We start from the raw sequence: 19695 nt of genomic DNA on the forward strand, positions 1-19695 counted from the left end.
CTTATGTCGCAATATCTTGATATTGAATCCCTCAATCAACAGATTGGTATTGAAAGTGCCTTTTTGGATAAACTCATTGAGCAACAAAAGCGCATTGTGGTTGGTCAAAAACATATGGTTGACCGAATGATTCTTGGTTTACTTACCAACGGTCACATTCTGTTAGAAGGTTTGCCCGGATTAGCTAAAACATTGGCTATCAAAACTTTGGCACAATCTATTGACGCAAGTTTTAATAGAATTCAATTTACTCCGGATTTGTTACCTGCCGACATCATTGGTACATTGATCTATAATCCGGCGAATCAAAATTTCTCTGTCAGAAAAGGTCCCATTTTTGCCAATTTTATTTTAGCAGATGAGATCAATCGGGCTCCAGCCAAAGTGCAATCCGCTCTGTTGGAGGCCATGCAAGAAAAGCAGGTTACTATTGGAAAAGAAAGTTTTAAGCTGGAAGAACCCTTTTTGGTCCTGGCCACCCAAAATCCAATCGAACAAGAAGGAACCTACCCCTTACCGGAAGCTCAAACCGATCGTTTTATGATGAAAGTGCTCATTGATTATCCAACCCAAGATGAAGAACGGGAAATTATGCGTCGCAATCTCAGCAAACAGATTGATGAAAAAATTGAACCCATCATCCATCCAAACGATATTTTGAAAGCACGGACCGCGGTTTCAAAAATTTATATGGATGAACGTATCGAAAAATATATTATCAATCTTGTCTTTGCGACCAGAAGGCCTGAACAATTTAAATTGAAAGAAATTACCCAATGGATTCAATATGGTGCATCTCCACGTGCGAGTATATTTATGGCACTCGCCAGCAAAGCACACGCATTTATGCAACATCGGGGATTTGTAATTCCAGACGACATTCAAAATGTATGTCGTGATATTTTAAGACATCGGATCGGATTAAGTTATGAAGCGGAAGCTGAAAATATCAATCAAGATGAAATTATTTCACGCATTTTATCCAAGGTAGAAGTTCCTTAATGCATAAATTACTCTGCATATTATTTTCTCTCTTTACGATTTGTGTGAGTTTCACTCAAACGGTCAGTTATTCATTAAAAATTCAGGAACTGATGGATTTGTTTGGCCAAAATCATCAGGGGATATGGGTTCAACAATATTCAGGAATTTCAAATCAGGGAGAAGCTTACATTTTTAGTTTAGGTCATAATGGTCATGAATACCGTGCCATCCTGCAAAACCTTCAAACAAATATTCACTGGACAGCAGAAGGAGCGTATCATTTTGAAAACATTAAATTGGTATTGATTGACAGTACCCTGGATCATGTTGGATTTCTGTTAGGAACAGTCATGCCCAACGGAATTCTTCTCCAAATACTGGATCGCAATAAAGAAAAAGGAAAATACATAGAATTTAAAAAAATGAGTCGTGAAGGATTTAAAATTTTTGACTGTCCTTCTGAAGTATGGTATCAATCCTATCATGGCATTATGGACCGCAATCCCATTTTTGTGCAGCTGAAAAAAGAAAATGATCAACGGATTTTAGGAAGCATCAGTTTGCCTGATAAATTGAGTGGCTATTTAATTGCAGGAACCTGCGATGATATTGTCTGTGAAAAAATGGTATTGACTGTACATGATTATTATGGAGAACGCTATAAAGAATTGCAAACAAGTATCCTGAATCCAAATCAAATTCAGGTTGATGAGAACTTTAAAGACAAATACAAACTTACTGAAATTTGGAATGCAGAATCTAAATTTCACTTCAAGTGTAAAAATCAAAGTTATCCGGGAATTCGATTGCATGCAGAATATATCCAGATTAATGATCGGGAATTTGATAACTGGCTCGATGATTTTATTCAAAAATGGACAGAACAAGTGGTTTCGTTTTATCAAAGCGGTCCCATCCGGGGATTAAAATCTGCCAACGCATCCATGGATATTGATTGGATCAGTTCGGATTGGGTTTGTGGAATTTTTAGATTTACAGAACCCTGGACTGATGCTGAACGAAGTTTGTCTTTCAATTTTGACCGGAAACTCAATCGGATCGTTAGTATTGAAGAATTATTTGACAAAGACTTTGATTACAAAGCTTATTTTGCAGAATACATCAGCTGGAAAAAGAAAGAAATGATGTCCATCAATTCTTCAGGACGATTTAAAATGTATATGGACCAGGAATTTTTTAGTCCCTGGACCTTGCGACCTGAAGGATTTTGTTTTACCTCCGAATGGAATTCAATCTATGGAATCCGGAAAATAATAGTGCCCTATGCGTTGTTGCAAGAGCACATCCGAAAAACAGGCCCTTTAAGAAAGTTGTATTGATATGGAGACGCAGGACATTCTTAAAAAAGTCAGACAAATAGAAATAAAAACCAAAGGACTAAGTCATCACTTGTTCTCCGGTGCTTATCACAGTACTTTTAAAGGACGAGGCATGTCCTTTTCTGAAGTACGTGAATATCAGTTTGGTGATGACATCCGTCACATCGATTGGAATGTTACTGCACGATCCGGACAAACACAAATTAAAGTTTTTGAAGAAGAACGTGAATTGACCCTGATGCTTTTGGTTGATATCAGTCGTTCGACTTTATTTGGATCATTGGATCAAACCAAGATGCAATGGATGACTGAAATCAGCGCGGTGCTGGCATTTTCAGCAACTCAAAATCATGATAAAGTTGGAATGATTTTATTCAGTGATAAAATTCATCTATACGTTCCTCCTAAAAAAGGGAAACAACATATTCTTCGAATGATCCGTGAACTGTTGGTGTTGCGACCGGATTCAGGTAAAACCCGATTTGATATTCCCTTGCAATATTTAAATCGTGTTCAGACTAAAAAAAATATTTGCTTTTTAATTTCTGACTTTCATGATCCCGTACATGAGGCCAGTTTAAAAATTGTATCCCGTAGGCACGATGTCATCGGATTACAAATTTTGGATCCCTTGGAAAAAAAATGGTCAGACATTGGCTTAATTCAATTAAAAGATGCAGAATCCGGTGATGAAATCCTGATAGACACTTCAGATAAAAACTGGCTCAAAACATTTGAAGAAGAACAAAAACTTCAATCGTTAAAAACCAAACAAATGTTTAATCGGGCAAATGCCGATTTTTTAGCTTTGGACATTCAAGATTCCTATATAAAAACACTTTTAAATTTTTTCAAAAAAAGAAGTTGATTTGAAATTTAGCAATTGGATCGGATGGTGTTTATTGCTTTGCCTGCAATCCTATGTACAAGCTCAAAGTGTATTTCAGCAAAAGCTTGATTCAACGGCCATGCTTATAGGAGACCAACAGCATCTTAGTTTGTTGACAGATCAAGCTACTTTAGGTGATAAAGCCTTTGAAATTTTAGATACCTTATCTTGGTTTCAAATATTAGACAAAGGAAGTTGGCAACAAAAAGACAAAGTTTTCGAACGCCGCATTTTATTCACTGTTTTTGATAGTGGCTATTATCGCATTCCTGTATTATTTGGACCAGGAATTCCAGACAGCAGTGGATATGCTGGAAATCCATTGTATCTGTATGTTAATAACCCATCCGACAGCCTGGCAGTGCTTCGTCCAATTAAAGATATTGAGCAAACAGACAATCCCAATCGACTGTTGTATTTAATTGTGTTTGGTTCATTGATTTTAATTGGAATGCTGTTTGTGCTTTGGCATTTTTTCAGAGCAGATCGCATGAAGCCCATAAATTTTCAACTGATGCCTGAAAAGAAGGCCTGGGAAAAATCATTGGATGCTTTATATCAATTGAAGGAACAAAAGTTGTGGCAACAAAATAAAGTTAAGGAATATTATGACGAATTAAATCATATATTAAGAAATTACCTAGCCAATGGACTTAAATTGCCTGCTTTAGAATCCACTTCTTCTGAAATTATTGATTCTATTTCAACTTCCGGATTGGTTTTAGATCAAAAAGATGAATTAAAAAAATGCTTTGTACAAAGCGATTATGTGAAGTTTGCTAATGCAATGCCTGATTTTACTGCAAATGAACATTGGATGGAATTTGCATTTACATTTATTAGAAACAGCAAGGAATTGTCAGAACGCATATTAGAAGAAAAGCGAATTCATTGGATTGCACTCATGGGTGAACGTGAAGCTTCTCAATTTGAATACCCCTATGAAAATGTTCCGGATGCTTTAATCCAATCATACAGCTCTGTGCGAACGGGTAAACTGGAATTAATTCAAACTCTTTTAATAAAACACTCCTTTCAAATTCCTGAAGATTGGCTGAAATTACATTTAAGAGAATCGGGAATTTTTAATCGATGGCATCACAGTCTTTTAAATATTTCAAATTCCAGAATCATACAGATTCTGTTATTAGTTTTTGTCTTGCCATTTATAAGTTTATTCTTACCCTTTTTAATTTTAATGGGTATTTGGAAAAAAGAAGCCATTTTTTCAAGAGGCATTTTCGCCCTTTCACCAAATAACAAACTTATTTTAATTAAAGAAGTTAAATGAGTTGGATTGGCTTGGATCGGTTAGAATGGGAATCCCCATGGATGTTGTTGTTGTTGCTGGCCTTGCCATGGATCTGGTATTTTTTATTTCAAAAATCTGAACGAACTACCAATGCTTTACAATACCCTAGTCTGAATCGAATCAAAAGACAAAACAATTGGAAGATTAAATACTACCAGTTATTAAACTACTTTCGACTGTTGGCCATCGCCTTATTTATTTTGGCTTTAGCCAGACCTCGCTGGGTGTTAAAAGAAGAAAAAATTAATGCGGAAGGCATTGCGATTTTTCTTGCCATGGATTTATCCTCCAGTATGTTAAGTCAGGATTTTGATCCCAATCGTTTAGAAGTCAGTAAGCTCGTAGCGATGGATTTTATTTCAAAAAGACCCTACGATCGAATCGGCTTAACCGCATTTTCCGGAGAAGGCTTTACACAATGCCCTTTAACAACGGATCACGAAGCCTTAAATGGATTATTAGCTGAACTCAAATGCGGATTTCTGGAAGATGGTACAGCAATCGGGATGGGATTGGCTTCAGCTATTAATCGCTTGAAAGAAGATTCAGCTAAAAGTAAAATAATTATATTACTAACCGATGGCGTAAACAATGCAGGTGAAATTTCACCTCAATTAGCAGCAGAGCTTGCAAAGACCTATCAAATAAAAATTTATTCTATTGGAGTGGGGACTATCGGAGAAGCGTATTCCCCAATTGGTCGAAGCCAACATGGAGAATATGTATTTGGAATGGCTCCTGTGACCATAGACGAGGGCTTGCTCCATCAAATTTCAACTGCAACAGGGGGCAAATATTACCGGGCGGTTAACGTTGAAAAATTAAAAGAAATTTATACAGAAATTGATCGGCTTGAAAAAACAAAAATAGAAGTGCGATATGTTAAACGATATGAAGAAGAATTTCGATTTTTCTTATTAGCTGGTTTGATAATCTTATGCTTAGAGTGGCTCTTAAAATTTACTAAACTGAAAATTCTGTCTGAATATGTTTAGATTAGAATCAGGATATTATTTGTTACTGCTGCTGGCAATACCGGTCTTCTATTTTCTATTCCTTAACTACAAGAAAAATCTTGAAAATTCCTGGAGTAAGCTCGGATTTGCAGAAACTTTGAAACAATCTATATTAAGTTCTGGCAAGCTGTTCAAACGAAAATTTATCCTGTTTAATTTAGTAATTTTATTTTCAGCAATTAGTTTGACCAATCCGCAATTTGGAAAGAAAAAAGAAAAAGTAAAATCACAAAATGTAGATGTATTTCTGGCTTTGGATGTTTCAACCAGTATGATGTGCTCGGATATAAAACCAGATCGATTGGCACGAGCTCAAGTATGGATTAAACAATTTTTGGATCGTTTTAAAAGTGAGCGCATTGGATTTATTTCATTTGCCGGCAGTGCTTATTTAAACTCACCTCTTACAACCGATTTGGCTACCATACAATTAATGAGCTCAATGGCAGGTCCCAAAAATATTGGAACACAGGGAACTGCTATTGCTGATGCCATTGAACTCGCTATAAAATCATTTGGCGAGGAACAAGGTTTTCATCGAATCCTCATCATCCTTACAGATGGAGAAGATCATGAAGGCGAGGCAATCGAATCGGCCAAAAAAGCTGCACAAAAAGGAATTAGTATCATCACCATTCCAGTAGGTACGGAACAAGGTGGCCCTATGCCTGTATTTGGAAGCACGGGAGAAAATTACCGTACGGACGAATCAGGTCAACTTATTATTACGAAGCCCAATCGAAAACTGCTGGAAGAAATTGCAACAGCAGGACAAGGTGAATTGTTGGAATTAGAAAACAGTGAATATGGATTTGATCAATTAAAAAATCGCTTTGCTCAATTAGCTAAAAAAGAATTAACCTATCAGTCTTTTAGTACCTATCAATCCTATTTTCAATACATCTTGTTTTTGGCACTGGCTGTATTAATTATTGAAACGCTCACAATCAGGAGGAAAAATGTTTAAAAACATAGTTCATATTTTCATTTTTGTCAGCATTCAAATCGTGCTCTTTGCACAGGATCCTAAAATCTATGCATTAAAAGGAGATAAATTTTTCAGAGATTCTGCTTTTACCGAAGCCGAAGAATCCTACAGAAAAGCCAATGAGCTTCAACCAGAATTTAAGTATCAATACAATATTGGAAACAGTTTATACAATCAAGGTCGGACAAAGGAAGCTGCTGATTATTATGAAAAAAGTTTAAGATCATCAAATTCAGAAGCTATCAAATCAAAAGCTTATTACAATTTAGGAAATTCATATTTTAATCAAAAACAATACGATAAAAGCATTGAAGCCTACAAAGAATCCCTGAAGCGAAATCCAAATGACTTGGAAGCAAAAAATAATCTGGTGCTGGCTAAGAAACAATTGCAAATTCAACAACAGCAACAGCAACAGCAACAGCAACAGCAACAACAGCAGCAGCAAGAAAATCAGGAGCAAAAAGATAAACAAGAACAACAAAAGCAAGATCAAGCTAAAAAGCAGGAACAAAAAGATTCGAAAAATGAACAAGCTTCAAACAAGAATGAAAAACCTGAAGAGCAGGATCCGTCCAGCGGTGAAGAACCAAAAGAAATGAGTAAAGATCAGGCTGAACAATTATTGCGAATGGTAGATGATCAGGATAAAAAAATAAGGGAACGAATTCAAAAAATGCAAAGTAAATCTCGTAAACGTGTTAAAGATTGGTAAACTTTAAATTTCGATTGGCATGAAAACAATTCTTTTTATTTTATTAAGTGGTATTCAACTCGTGCATTCACAGGAATTGCAATTTAATGTTTCTGTAAGTAATGACACCCTTTTATTAGGAAATTACCTGGAAGTAAAATTTGAAATTAAAAATGGTTCCGGCAAGTTTTTACCACCTGATTTTTCAGGCTGGAAACTTGTTTCAGGTCCCAATACTGCATCCAGCTATTCGTTTATGAATGGACAAGTTAGTCAGACCAGTTCATATACATATTATTTGGAAGCTCCTTCCGATGGTGAATTTATTATTGAGTCCGGAAATTTACAAACTGAAGAAAAAAATTACAAAACACCTCCGGTAAAAATTATTGTGTTTCAAAATCCAGAAGGCATTAGGCAGCGTCCAAAAACCAAACAAGAAGAACGCATTATACCTGAAGAGTCGGTACCATCAACAGAACCTAAGAAAAAAAGAAAAGTTACCAAACTCTGATGAAAAAACATCTGACTATTATATTTGTATGTTTTAGCTTACTTCTGTTTGGGCAAGTAAGCTTTGAAGTCATCACGGATGCTCAAAGCGTTTTACAAAATAGTAGTTTTCAGTTGAGTTTTAAACTCAGTAATGCACAAGGTTCTAATTTTAATGCACCCGATTTTAGTCCATTTCAGGTGATTGCAGGTCCGGCCCGTTCGATGCAAACCAGCATTATCAATGGAGCCATGACTTCCTCTATAGGATATGTATATACACTTGCTTGTAATCAAGTTGGAAGCTTTACAATTAAACCTGCCAATATATTAGTTAATGGAAAGGTCCTCTATAGCAAGCCAATAACGATAAAGGTTGTCAAGGCGCAAGCCAATGCGAGCAATGGCGCTGAAATAATTGTAAGAGCTATGTTGGATAAGACAGAAGCCTATCTTGGAGAACAAATTTGCTTGACCTATAAATTATATACCCAGGTTAATATTGACAATATGGAAATGGGAACACATCCTAATTTGGATGCATTTCAGGACCAGGCTGTCAATATGTTGAACAATCCTACATTGCGTGAAATTTATAATGGAAAGGAATACACAACAAAAATTCTTTCTAAAACTATTTTGTTTCCTGTCAAAAGCGGTCGGATCCATATTGATCCTTCGGTGTATCGATTTGTAAAAGGGGAACGCGATCCTTTTGGATTTGGAATGACATCTATGTTTCGTTCTGAAGTTGTCAATGTTTCCACAAATGATTTGGAAATTCTGATAAAAGAATTACCTCAACCCATTCCTGAAAATTTTAGCGGTGCTGTGGGATCTATGTCCATTCAATTTAGTCCGTTAAACAAATCGTATTCATTAAACGATGCCATTCATTTAGGACTTCAACTTCAGGGAGATGCCAACTTTAATACTTTGAATCCTGATTTTATTAAATTGGACTCCAGCTTTGAAATTACAGATTCTAAAAGTGGAGATATCATTAAAGTTACTGATGAACCCCGTTTAACAAATACCCGAAAATTTGATTTCCTCTTATTGCCAAAAAAATCCGGACAATTTATATTGGCACCGGGCTTTGTTTACTTTAATACCGAATTAAAAAAATACATTCACTTACAAGACAGTTTTGTACTCCAGATAAGTCCCGGCCACGAAACTCTAAAAAACAATGCACCGGATGAGGTATTGGATCCGATTATCGAACATCCAAATCTTATTACCGGGCATGATTATTTATTCAAGGATCCCAAAATATGGCTGCTTAGTCTTTTTCCAATTGCTTTGTTGTGTATCGGGCTAATTAGAAATACCAGATTGAAAAAGAAGCAACTTAATACCTTTCCATTTGAATTTCAAACTTCCGATTTGGGAGAATTAAATTTAGATGGTTTAGAATTACAACTTCTGCAAAAGATTAACAAGGTATTTAAAAAGGATCCCCGTTTTAAATCCCTGACTGAGGTTAAAATGTATTTAAATAGTATCAATAAGGACGATCCAAAATCAATATCCTATTTAGACCTGATTCAATACTTAGAAGCGATGAAATACAGTGGAATCCAGGATGTAACCAAACTCAAGGATTTGCAAACACGTATCTCGCGGCTGGATGAGCTATCCATCTAAATTACAAGGGATTAAATACGAAATTCTCAATGATTTGGTTTAAAATTTTATCTTTGCGGATTAATTTTAACCATGGCGACTCGTTCAATTAAAAATATATTAGCATCTCAGGAATTTGGACAATCATTGAAGGTTCAAGGCTGGGTGCGCGCTTTTAGAAGCAATCGATTTATTGCTTTAAATGATGGATCCACACAAGCTAATTTACAATTGGTAATTGATTTTACACAATTTGACGAATCACTGATCCGTCGAATTTCTGTTGGAGCAGCACTTGAAGCTGAAGGCCTTTTGGTTTCTTCCCAAGGCAGTGGCCAAACCATGGAATTGCAAATTACTAAATTGGATATTCTTGGAGATTGTGATCCTTCCAGTTATCCGCTGCAACCTAAAAAACACAGCTTGGAATTCTTAAGACAAATTGCACACTTGCGATTTCGTACAAATACATTTGGAGCAATTTTTAGAATTCGTCATACCTTATCTTTTGCAATTCATGAATTTTTCAATAGTCGTGGATTTTATTATTTACACACGCCAATTATAACTGCTTCCGATGCAGAAGGTGCCGGTGAAATGTTTCAGGTAAGCACCTTGGATTTAAATAACATTCCTAAAAATGATGATGGAAGTATAAACTTTAAAAAAGATTTCTTTGAAAGGCCGGCTAATTTAACGGTATCGGGTCAATTAGAAGCAGAATTAGCAGCAATGGCCTTGTCAAAAGTATATACATTTGGCCCAACCTTTCGAGCAGAAAATTCAAATACACCCAGACACCTTGCTGAATTTTGGATGATCGAACCAGAAGTTGCATTTGCAGATCTACATGACAACATGAATCTTGCAGAAGATCTCTTGAAATACGTGATTCAAAAAGTTATGACTGATTGTCCGGATGATTTAAAATTCTTGAACGATCGCGAGCAGGAAGATGATAAACAAAAACCACAAAATGAACGAAACGAACTCAGTTTGTTAGAACGCTTATCATTTTGTGTAGAAAATAAGTTTGAACGTATCAGTTATACAGAGGCAATAGATATATTAAAAAATTCCAATCCAAATAAAAAAGGCAAGTTTCAGTTTCCGGTTGAAAACTGGGGAACCGATTTGCAATCAGAACATGAACGTTACCTTGTTGAAAAACATTTCAAAAAGCCTGTAATCCTTTCTGATTATCCTAAAGAGATCAAAGCATTTTATATGCGTCAAAATGAAGATGGCAAAACGGTTGCAGCCATGGATATTCTATTTCCCGGTATTGGAGAAATTGTTGGAGGCTCACAACGTGAAGAACGTCTGGAAAAACTAGAGACCCGTATGCAAGAAATGCACATTCCTACTGAAGAAATGTATTGGTATCTTGATACGCGTAGATATGGCTCTTGTCCACACGCAGGATTTGGATTAGGTTTTGAACGACTTGTATTATTTGTAACAGGAATGACAAATATCCGGGATGTGATTCCGTTTCCAAGATTTCCCGGGAATGCTGAATTTTAAAAAATGATTTAATGAAAAATATCAATTGGATTCTTCATGGCTTGTCATTAATAGCCATTCTATTTCTTCTTTATAAACAACTTGCATGCAACGGAAATTGCCATGCTGGAAATGACACAAAAAATAACACAGAAGCGAGCATGAGTTCGGGCGATTTTCAGGCAGCTTTTTTTTATTCAGACAGCTTACTGGGACAGTTAAAATTTTTCAAAGAAAGTGAAGCTGACTTCAAGAAAAAACAAGAAAGCATGCTGAAAGAGCTTCAAGCCAAGGAAGAAGCCATGCAACGGGAAGTCCAAAAGCTCCAGAAAAATGCAGAAAACATGACCCGCAATGAAATGGAAAATGCTCAAAAAAGGCTTAGCGGAATGGAGCGTGATTTAATGGAACGTAAAGAAAAATTATCCGGACAGTTTGCTGAAGAAACTGCTGAATTTAATGAGGCCCTACATAAAAAAGTGATTTCGTATCTGGAAGAATTTAATGCTTCTAAAAAGTACAAATTCATTTTTTCAGTTGCACGAGAAGGAAATATATTTTATTCAGATCCTAGCCTGAACATAACAAACGAAATGATAAAAGCACTCAACGAAAAATACAGCCAATAATAAATAAATCCGGATGAATAAAACAAGACTTGAAGCGTTCAGCGATGGTGTATTGGCAATTATTATAACCATTATGGTATTGGAAATTAAAGTTCCTCACAAGGCTGATCTGGAAAGTTTGTTGGAATTGCTTCCTGTCTTTATTTCGTATTTATTGAGTTTTATTTATTTAAGTATTTATTGGGGTAATCATCATCATTTGTTTCACTCAATATCAAAAGTAACCAGCGGTGTATTGTGGGCAAATCTAAATTTACTTTTTTGGTTATCCCTAATTCCTTTTGCAACCGGTTGGATGGGTGAAAATCATTTTGCTCCGATAACAGTTTCCTTATACGGTTTTGCACTTTTGATGCCTGCACTGGCATATTATATTCTTCAAACACTGGTTGTAAAACATCATTTACATGCTGAAGCTTTTCAACAAGCGCATCAGAAACAAAATGTAAAAGGGAAAATTTCATTGGTATGCTATATTTTAGCAATTGTATTGGCTTTTTATTACACGCCGCTATCAGGAATCTTATATGTTTTTGTTGCCCTTATGTGGATTATTCCTGATAAAAATATAGAAAAAGTGTTTTCGGAATCTGATTAAAGGCAATTCTGCCTCCATTCCATATTAGCAACTAATTTTTTTATATTTTTGATGAAACTATATGGCTTCATCAAAAATACTATCTGGCTCAAAATTCAAATGTTTTTGCATACAGTTGTTCATTTGTATATGCTTAATTCAGCATTCAGCATACACCCAGGATGTATTAATTCCGTTTGAGCGGTTTGGAGAATCCAAGGGACTCCCTGCACCTGTTTATAAAATCGTACAAGATCATTTTGGGTATATTTGGTTAGGTACACCCGATGGATTAGCCCGATTTGACGGTAAAAATTTTAAAATCTACAATTCCAAATTAGGCGACAGCACCAGTATCCCCAATAATATAATAAATGATTTAGTTGTAGATGCCAATAACAGAATCTGGATTGCAACGAATGGTGGCATCTGTTACTATGACTATGAAATGGCCCGATTTACAAGAATCAATCTTCCTCAAACTCTGGAAAAATCTGATTTATACAGAGTGCATTGCATTCGGATGGATGCTTTTGGGAGAATTTGGTTTGCCACTAAAACCGCCGTTCATCGTTTAGGAGATTCATTTCTTGTTGAAGCATCCTATCGCCCATCTGACAAAAATAATTTGGTCATCAAATCAATCTATATTGATATCAATGAATATTTGTTTATTGGTACAAATCAAAGTGAAGTTATCCAATATAAACTATGTGCTGATGTTCAAAAAAGTGTAAAAATAGCTTCAAGACATTCAAAAGAAATTCGTTCTACCACCACACAAAGACTGTTGGTTAAATTAAATGATAGCAGTTTACTGGTCGGATCCTGGTTAGGTGGCTTGAATCAAATAAACTACAGCGATGTCCAAATGAAAGCAATTCATCTGGATACAAATCAAGATCCGGACATAAAAAGCAATATTGTAACAGGAATTGTGATCCAAAATGATAGTTGTTGGTGGATTGGAACATTTGGTGCTGGAATATCCTTTTATAACCCTAAAACCAGCAGTTATTATCGAAGTATAAAACATGATCCCGGAAATAGGTATAGTCTCAGCTCAAATTATATTCATGAATTGTTTAAAGACGAAGCAGGAGCCATTTGGGTTGCTACACAAGATGGTGTAAATAAATATGATCCAAGATCACATCAATTTTCAACAATCCAAATCCCTTTACAAAATAATGAAATATCCATTTATCGAAATCCGTATTGCATTGTATCCAATTTACAGGATATTCCGGAGCGCAGCCTTTTAATTTCAATACCCGGGTTGGGAATCCTAAATTTTAATCAGCAAACACGTGAATTCAAACAAGTACTAAGCAAATATATTGGCACCAATGGAATTTTCGGTAATAAGATTTATCAATTAGAATTTATTAATAAAAATGAATTATTAATATTGGAATCAAGCAGGTTGCTTAAATATGATTTTAGAAAGCAAAGCATGGTTGTATTGAATTCCAGTAAATCCTGTAAATTTGAAAATGCCCGAAAGTTTAAAATTGATAAAAATAAAAACTATTGGATTTGTTCATCTACTGCCGGAGTTTATAAATTAGACTCAAGCTTTGAACTATGCAAGCATTTATTAAGCAATCCTGATACATCTAATTCATTGCAGGATAATGCTATATTTTGTATACTGGAAGATCACAATGGAACGATTTGGTTTGGATCTCAAAATTCCGGTTTGAGTAAATATGATCCAAAAGATGCACGCTTCACTTATTATAAGCATGATAAAAACAATCCACAGTCCCTTCCAGATAATGCAGTTTATGATCTATATGAAGACAATTTAAATTTTATTTGGATTGCAACTGAAAATGGTCTAGCCCGATTGGATCCTGGCAATCATAAAATGAAAATTATTACAATATCTGAAGGATTGCCCAATAACAATATTAGTTCGATAACGCCGGACAGGCATCAAAACTTATGGTTAACCACCAATCAAGGAGTTGCAGTTTTAAACGTTTCCAACGGAAGCATTCAGGTTTATGTACAAATGGATGGTCTTGCCACAAATCGAATGGATGGTGCCAGTTATACAGGAACTAATGGAAGTATTTATTTTTCTACCAACAGCATGATGAGCTGGAGTCAAACTGGTCAATTTATTAAAAATACAATTCCCCCGAAAGTTTACATTAGTAACGTAAAAGTATACGGTGAAGATATTCCGTTACAACGTATAAAAAATAAATTAAAACCAATCCATATTAATTACAGGCAAAATATATTTACTGCTGAATTTGCTGCATTAAGCTTTACAAATAGTACTAAGAATAAATTTGCCTATACATTAGAGGGTTATGACAATGGATTTATTTACAGTGGAAATAATTCCATCGCGAATTACTCAAACATACCCGGTGGAACCTACACTTTTAAGGTTAAAGCTACCAATAATGACGGAATTTGGAGTACAGTCAATGATCCTCTTGAATTGATAGTTCACCCTCCCTTTTGGAAAACAGCCTGGTTTTTAGCACTTTGCTGTATCCTAATTATTGGCCTTGCGTATACCTATTATAAAATTAAGATTCAACAGATTTTAAAATTACAGCAATTACGCAATTCCATTGCCAGGGATTTACACGATGAAATCGGGTCAACCTTAAGCAGCATTCAACTGAATAGTAATTTATTGGAAAAACAATTACCGCAAAATACAAACCAAGTTTCACTATTAAATCGAATTCAATCTGCTTCAAAACAAGCAATTGAAATGATGAATGAAATTATCTGGTCAGTCCAACCGAAAAATGATGCACTGGATATGTTATTTATCCGGATGAGACAATACGCATCCGAAATTTTAGAAGCTGCTGAAATTGCGTTCAAATTTGAAGTTTTGGAATTCACTGGCATCGTTGATTTACCCCTGGATAAAAGAAAAGATTTGCTAATGATATTTAAGGAAGCAATAAACAATTTAGCTAAATATTCCAGTGCAAGTATGGCTCACATAGAAATTTCAGTAAACAAAAAACAATTTGGAATGACAATTTCAGACAATGGACAAGGCTTTAACCCTTTTGAACTAAGCACCGGTAATGGAATAAAAAATATGAAGGAACGTTCAGAACGATTAAACGCTAAAATTTCTATCGATTCAACTCCCGGGCTTGGAACCACTATAAAACTAACGATTCCCTTAATCACATGATTATGGGATTTAAATCTGGCATTAACTATCTATCTTTATTCAATCGATTGACTTATGCAACCCATCACACTTGTTATTTATGAAGACAATGCATTCTTGCGGACCAGTTTGCAAGATAGCCTTGCTCTTCTTGATGACATGCAGGTAGTTGGTGCGTTTGAAAATTGCAATGAAGTGGTTGAACAAATTAAATCATTAAGGCCGAATGTTGTACTTATGGACATTGGGATGCCAGGGATTAATGGCTTGGAAGGACTCAAATTGATCCGGAAAAATATTCCGGGTACTTTAGTAATGATGTTGACCGTATTTGAAGACAATGACAATATTTTTGAAGCAATATGCCACGGTGCTTCAGGATATTTACTTAAAAGTGCGTCAACACAGAAAATCGTTGAATCTATCAGGGATCTAGCAAGCGGTGGAGCTCCGATGACGCCTTCGATTGCAAAAAAAGTATTGACCTTGTTTCATAAGCTAACAATACCTGCTGAAGATCAATATGGACTCAGTCAACGTGAAAAAGAAGTATTGGATTTGCTAACATCCGGTTTTAGCTATAAAATGATTGCTGAAAAGTGCTTTATTTCTCTGGAAACGGTTCGATCACATATTAAAAAAATTTATGAGAAACTTCAGGTACATTCCGCGACCGAAGCTGCTTCAAAAATCTCGATGAAAAAATATACTTAGTTAATTTCACATAATTATGGGATTGTAATATAGCCTAAAATTTTACAATATTTGCATAAATTATAAAAACTAAAAAACACCAATATGTATATAGCAAGAGACACATTTCACATTCATTTTGGGGCCTTTAAAAATGTGCTGCCAGGTTTAAGGGCAGCTATAAGCCAAAATTTATTTCCAGTGGCCGGAACAAAAATTCTAACCGACTTTACAGGTGAATCGTACCGGATAATTATTGAAATGCAATTCAATTCCTTAGCAGAGTATGAAAACATGTTAGTCAACGGAATGAAAAATCCAGCATGGCAAGCCTGGTATGAGGGATTTAAACCTCATGTTAAAAGTTCGAATCGCGAATTGCTTAAACTAATTGAAATGTAAACTAGCTCATTGGAAGCGAAGCGAATTTAAAAGATACATTGGTTTATGAAGTAATAGAATTTTGAAGTAATTCAAGACAATTTAAAACTAAAATAAAAACAATTTTATATGAAAATAATTCAATTAATCTGTCTGGTAATTTTATCGAGCTTTATCGCATGTGTTCAAAACACTAATAAAAATCTGGATGGAAACTCATATCAAATTAGTGCATGGGATATCAATCATCCTGAAAAACAAGATCCGGATATTGTTGTATTTAAAAACAATACGATGGATTCTGAAAGCTGCCATCAATATGGATTCTCGGCCAGTCCTTACCAGTGCACTTATAAAGATGGAATTTACAGCTTTAGCTCAACCACAAAAAGCAGTACGGAAGGAGAAATGCAGTTTACCGGCACAGTTAAAGATCATGAAATTTCTGGTAGCTTTATTTGGAAAAAAGCTGGACAAGCTGATATCCATTATGCTTTTAAAGGAAATTTAAAAAATTAAAGGGAAGCGTTATTTCGCCCTTGAATAGAAATCCTGTAGCAACTCATAAGGCTCATAAAAACTCTATTCGTTGCTGCTCATATTTTTTATTGGTCGGATTGTCTTCTTACAAGTTATTTCTCAATTCAAATCCCAAGAACCATTCTGGGATCAGCATTAAGAAGGATAAGTATACTTTGATTTACAGGATTAATATATCCTTTCAACCGGTTGATGAATTTGTATTTAGATTTTAAAGTGCATTCTTTCCAAATGAAAAAGAAGATTTATAATTTCTTATTTACTGCAAGCATGGATGCAAAAATTGACAAGGATAAAATGGCCAAGATCACCAATAAGGAATAGAGCGGATCAATTTTATAATAATCTGATACCAACATCTTCGTTCCAACATAGGTTAATATTGCTGCCAAACCATATTTTAAATAAATAAAGTATTTTGAAATTGCAGATATCGCAAAGAATAGCGAACGCAATCCTAAAATAGCAAACACATTTGAAGTAAATACAATAAATGGATCGGACGTAATGGCTAAAATGGCTGGAATACTATCTACAGCAAAAATCAAATCTGAAACCTCAATAAATATAAGAACTATCATCATTGGTGTTGCTACCAATACCCCATTTTCACGAATGAAAAATTTATCTTTATGATAAGTGTCCGTAATTCTAAAATATCTTTTAAATAATCTGATGACCGGGTTTGAATCTGGTTTAATTGAAATTTCATCCTGAAATGCTAATCGAATGCCCGTGATGACTAAAAAACCTCCAAAAACAAAAATGATCCAATGAAATTTTTCAATCAAAAGGATGCCTGAAAGTATAAATGTTATACGCATCAACATGGCACCCAAAATGCCCCAAAACAAGATTTTATGTTGATATTTTGGGGGGACTTTAAAGTAAGAAAAAATCAACATAAAGACAAACACATTATCAATTGATAATGACTCTTCAATCAGGTACCCAGTGAGAAACTGGAGTGCCTTTTCACTCCCCATGAAGTGGTAGATTCCTATATTAAATATCAAAGCCAGACTGACCCAAAACATGGTCCACATCAAGGCTTCTTTTAATTTAATTTCGTGATTTTCTTTGTGGAAAACGCCTAAATCCAAGGCTAACATCAAAATAATAAATAGGACGAATCCACCCCATAACCAAATTTCATTAGTCATATATTAGCTTGATTTTATACGATTAGTATACCGAAAGAAATAACACTGCCTGGTATTTTAAGTTTAGATCCCTTAATCCAAAATGATAGTTACTATCTATTTATAAGCCGAAATTAGGTCTAAAAGTTCCCAAGAAATCACAAACATAATCTTTCCTTGTGAATGCCATTTCGAATCCACTATAAATAATTTTGGTTAAAGCTATTAGCCCAATTCATTTTAAGACTAAAATAACCGGTTAAAAAAAAATAATACTAAAATTCAAATTATTTATATTTGGTAAAATTATGTATAGGATGAAACGCATATTTTTATTTACTATCGTCCTACTTTTAGGACTTCTGCAATCTTGCAATGAAGATTTGGCAGAACCGGAAATAAACTATAAAACCTCCGATTTTCCTGCAGATGTTGCCATCGAATGGATCAATTTGGAACGAACACTGGTTAAAACCACTCCTGGCTTTTCACCACCCGTGGCTGCGAGGTCATATGGGTATGCTGCGCTGGCTCTATATGAATCGGTCGTAGCTGGTATCCGTGAAAATCGCTCTTACCTGGGCTTAATTTCAGAATATAACAACCCGGGATTTAAGATTGAAAATGGAAAAACTTACCATTGGGAATTGGTAGCTAATTCGTGCATGGCCGACATGATGCGTAATCTATTTAAAACCAGTTCAGCTTCAAATAAAGATTTAATAGATCAACTGGAGCAAAAATACATATCAAAAAACATATCTAATGATTCAGTTACCATAAACCGATCCATCCAATTTGGCAAAAAAGTAGCTGAAGCCATTTATAGTTATGCCAAATCAGACGGCAAGGAGGAAGCGTACGCAAACAATTTCCCAGACTATACGATTCCCAGCGGTCCTGATAAATGGGAGCCAACGTCCCCAACCAACCTAATACCATTACAAGCTTATTGGGGTTCCGTTAGACCCTTTTTAGCTCCCGATGCAGATAATAGTTTGATACAAAATTTTCCTCCTTTAAGCTTTTCAATTGATTCTAAAAGTCTATTTTATTTGCAGGCACAGGAAGTTTATATCTATAGTTTAAATTTAGATGCTGAAGCTATTAAAATTGCAAAATTCTGGAGTGATGACCCAGGGATAACCGCAACGCCTCCTGGACATTCCATGTCAATTGCAGCCATTATTTTGAATAATGAAAATGCTAATTTAGCTGAAGCTGCTGAAGTTTTTTCCAAAATTGGACTAGCTGTGCATGATGCATTTATATCTTGTTGGAAATCTAAATACATTTACAATTTACTCAGACCTGTAAGCTATATTAAAAAATATATAGATCCTAATTTTACTACTTTATTAAGTACTCCACCCTTTCCAGAGCATACAAGCGGTCATTCGGTGCAAACTGCTGCTGCTATGACTGTTTTAGAATCCTACTATGGTTCAAATTATAGCTTTACAGACATTACACATCAGGACCGATCAGATATAGACGGCAGTCCGAGAAATTTTACATCTTTTAAAGCCTGTGCTGCAGAAGCTGCAATTTCAAGATTATATGGTGGCATTCATTACAGGCATGCAATCGATAAAGGGATTGAACAAGGGACTATTATTGGAAATAATATTGCACGAATTAATTTAAAAAAATAAACTTAGCTCATTCTGACTTATAAATAATATTATAATAGGAGCGTCGAATTTTCCTTTAGAAATTC

At 35.1% G+C, this 19695-nt stretch carries 18 protein-coding genes; 17 read left to right on the plus strand and 1 reads right to left on the minus strand.

Annotation, left to right across the window (positions count from 1 at the left end):
• Positions 1 to 3 precede the first annotated feature (3 nt).
• From IPJ80_02915 to IPJ80_02990, 16 genes are all read left to right on the plus strand, one after another.
• Complete coding sequence (locus IPJ80_02915; protein MBK7912433.1) at positions 4 to 1002, plus strand: AAA family ATPase; 999 nt, start codon at positions 4 to 6, stop codon at positions 1000 to 1002.
• Positions 1002 to 2324: a hypothetical protein gene (locus tag IPJ80_02920; GenBank protein MBK7912434.1), complete on the plus strand. Its 1323-nt coding sequence runs from the start codon at positions 1002 to 1004 to the stop codon at positions 2322 to 2324. Before IPJ80_02915 ends, IPJ80_02920 begins: the two co-directional genes overlap by 1 nt.
• Before the next feature lies 1 nt (position 2325).
• A complete protein-coding gene (locus IPJ80_02925) occupies positions 2326 to 3192 on the plus strand; it encodes a DUF58 domain-containing protein (protein ID MBK7912435.1) in 867 nt (288 codons plus the stop codon).
• 1 nt (position 3193) lies between these two features.
• Positions 3194 to 4504, plus strand: coding sequence for a hypothetical protein (locus IPJ80_02930; GenBank protein ID MBK7912436.1), 1311 nt, complete (start codon positions 3194 to 3196; stop codon positions 4502 to 4504).
• Positions 4501 to 5520 (plus strand): VWA domain-containing protein, encoded by a 1020-nt coding sequence (locus tag IPJ80_02935; GenBank protein MBK7912437.1) that lies wholly within the window; start codon positions 4501 to 4503, stop codon positions 5518 to 5520. The genes IPJ80_02930 and IPJ80_02935 overlap by 4 nt, the downstream gene beginning before the upstream one ends.
• On the plus strand, positions 5513 to 6508 hold the full coding sequence (locus IPJ80_02940) for a VWA domain-containing protein (protein ID MBK7912438.1): 996 nt from the start codon (positions 5513 to 5515) through the stop codon (positions 6506 to 6508). The genes IPJ80_02935 and IPJ80_02940 overlap by 8 nt, the downstream gene beginning before the upstream one ends.
• Positions 6501 to 7244 carry a tetratricopeptide repeat protein gene (locus tag IPJ80_02945; GenBank protein MBK7912439.1) on the plus strand — a complete coding sequence of 248 codons (744 nt, stop codon included), beginning with the start codon at positions 6501 to 6503 and terminating at the stop codon, positions 7242 to 7244. Before IPJ80_02940 ends, IPJ80_02945 begins: the two co-directional genes overlap by 8 nt.
• Positions 7245 to 7263: 19 nt before the next feature.
• A complete protein-coding gene (locus IPJ80_02950; protein MBK7912440.1) occupies positions 7264 to 7737 on the plus strand; it encodes a BatD family protein in 474 nt (157 codons plus the stop codon).
• Complete coding sequence (locus tag IPJ80_02955) at positions 7737 to 9365, plus strand: protein BatD (protein MBK7912441.1); 1629 nt, start codon at positions 7737 to 7739, stop codon at positions 9363 to 9365. Before IPJ80_02950 ends, IPJ80_02955 begins: the two co-directional genes overlap by 1 nt.
• A gap of 72 nt (positions 9366 to 9437) precedes the next feature.
• Complete coding sequence (asnS, locus tag IPJ80_02960) at positions 9438 to 10871, plus strand: asparagine--tRNA ligase (GenBank protein MBK7912442.1); 1434 nt, start codon at positions 9438 to 9440, stop codon at positions 10869 to 10871.
• A gap of 11 nt (positions 10872 to 10882) precedes the next feature.
• Positions 10883 to 11479 carry an OmpH family outer membrane protein gene (locus IPJ80_02965; protein ID MBK7912443.1) on the plus strand — a complete coding sequence of 199 codons (597 nt, stop codon included), beginning with the start codon at positions 10883 to 10885 and terminating at the stop codon, positions 11477 to 11479.
• 13 nt (positions 11480 to 11492) lie between these two features.
• The gene (locus IPJ80_02970; GenBank protein MBK7912444.1) at positions 11493 to 12077 is read left to right on the plus strand and encodes a DUF1211 domain-containing protein; all 585 of its coding nucleotides are present in this window, start codon (positions 11493 to 11495) and stop codon (positions 12075 to 12077) included.
• Positions 12078 to 12138: 61 nt separating this feature from the next.
• A complete protein-coding gene (locus IPJ80_02975; protein ID MBK7912445.1) occupies positions 12139 to 15240 on the plus strand; it encodes a hypothetical protein in 3102 nt (1033 codons plus the stop codon).
• Positions 15241 to 15294: 54 nt separating this feature from the next.
• On the plus strand, positions 15295 to 15933 hold the full coding sequence (locus IPJ80_02980; protein MBK7912446.1) for a response regulator transcription factor: 639 nt from the start codon (positions 15295 to 15297) through the stop codon (positions 15931 to 15933).
• Positions 15934 to 16017: 84 nt separating this feature from the next.
• Positions 16018 to 16314: a hypothetical protein gene (locus tag IPJ80_02985; protein ID MBK7912447.1), complete on the plus strand. Its 297-nt coding sequence runs from the start codon at positions 16018 to 16020 to the stop codon at positions 16312 to 16314.
• 108 nt (positions 16315 to 16422) lie between these two features.
• Complete coding sequence (locus tag IPJ80_02990; protein MBK7912448.1) at positions 16423 to 16812, plus strand: hypothetical protein; 390 nt, start codon at positions 16423 to 16425, stop codon at positions 16810 to 16812.
• Between the two features lie 266 nt (positions 16813 to 17078).
• On the opposite strand, the gene IPJ80_02995 is transcribed toward IPJ80_02990, so the two are convergent.
• Positions 17079 to 17996, minus strand: coding sequence for a TerC family protein (locus tag IPJ80_02995; protein ID MBK7912449.1), 918 nt, complete (start codon positions 17994 to 17996; stop codon positions 17079 to 17081).
• A 296-nt stretch (positions 17997 to 18292) separates the two neighbouring features.
• On the opposite strand from IPJ80_02995, the gene IPJ80_03000 reads away from it, so the two are divergent.
• On the plus strand, positions 18293 to 19630 hold the full coding sequence (locus tag IPJ80_03000) for a phosphatase PAP2 family protein (GenBank protein ID MBK7912450.1): 1338 nt from the start codon (positions 18293 to 18295) through the stop codon (positions 19628 to 19630).
• Positions 19631 to 19695 lie beyond the last annotated feature (65 nt).

This window comes from Saprospiraceae bacterium (genome assembly GCA_016714025.1).
Classification (GTDB): Bacteria; Bacteroidota; Bacteroidia; order Chitinophagales; family Saprospiraceae; genus Vicinibacter.